This is a genomic window from Pseudomonas sp. GW822-FHT01E03 (assembly GCF_058802985.1).
In genome coordinates this window covers 1-1,073 of sequence record NZ_JBXAOQ010000032.1, presented here as the reverse complement: position 1 = coordinate 1,073, position 1,073 = coordinate 1, and the positions used below count along the sequence as shown (strand labels likewise).

Genomic DNA, 1,073 nt, shown 5'->3' with positions numbered 1-1,073 from the left:
CTCGACAGCGGCAAGGTCATCACCATCGCCGAAGGCCAGAGCTCCGGCACCCTGCCGGTGACGGTGGGCAACGACGTCTACAAAGGTCCGACCACCGTCACTGAATCCATCAAGGACGCGGTGGGCGGCAACCTCGAGTCCATCGTTCCGATCAAGGCTCCGGTCAGCACCACGGTTACCGATGTCAACGACACCACCACGGTGACCCTGACCGCCACCCCGAGCGTGGACGAAAACGGAACCATCACTTACACCGCCACGCTGACCGATGCCCAAGGCAAACCGGTTACCGCGCAAAACGGTCCGGTCACCGTGACCCTCGACAGCGGCAAGGTCATCACCATCGCCGAAGGCCAGAGCTCCGGCACCCTGCCGGTGACGGTCGGCAACGACCTCTACAAGGGTCCGACCACCGTCACTGAATCCATCAAGGACGCGGTGGGCGGCAACCTGGAATTGGTGTCGCCAAACACAACGCCAGTAACCATCACGGTCAATGACGTCAACGACACCACCACCGTGACCCTGACCGCCACCCCGAGCGTGGCCGAGAACGGCACCATCACTTACACCGCCACGCTGACCGATGCCCAGGGCAAGCCGGTCACCGCGCAGAACGGTCCGGTCACCGTGACGTTGGACAGCGGCAAGGTCATCACCATTGCCGAAGGCCAGAGCTCCGGCACCCTCCCGGTGACGGTCGGCAACGACGTCTACAAGGGTCCGACCACCATCACCGAATCCATCAAAGACGCGGTGGGCGGCAACCTCGAGTCCATCGATCCGATCAAGACCCCGGTCAGCACCACGGTTACCGACGTCAACGACACCACCACCGTGACCTTGACCGCCACTCCAAGCGTGGACGAAAACGGCACCATCACCTACACCGCCACGCTGACCGATGCCCAGGGCAAGCCGGTCACCGCGCAGAACGGTCCGGTCACCGTGACCCTCGACAGCGGCAAGGTCATCACCATTGCCGAAGGCCAGAGCTCCGGCACCCTGCCGGTGACGGTCGGCAACGACCTCTACAAGGGTCCGACCACCGTCACTGAATCCATCAAGGACGC

1 protein-coding gene is annotated in these 1,073 nt (G+C 63.5%); it reads left to right on the top strand.

Annotated elements, in window-relative coordinates:
• Positions 1-1,073: immunoglobulin-like domain-containing protein (locus tag AC1RP7_RS27895; protein WP_493184011.1), on the top strand; the 1,073-nt coding region annotated here is incomplete at both ends.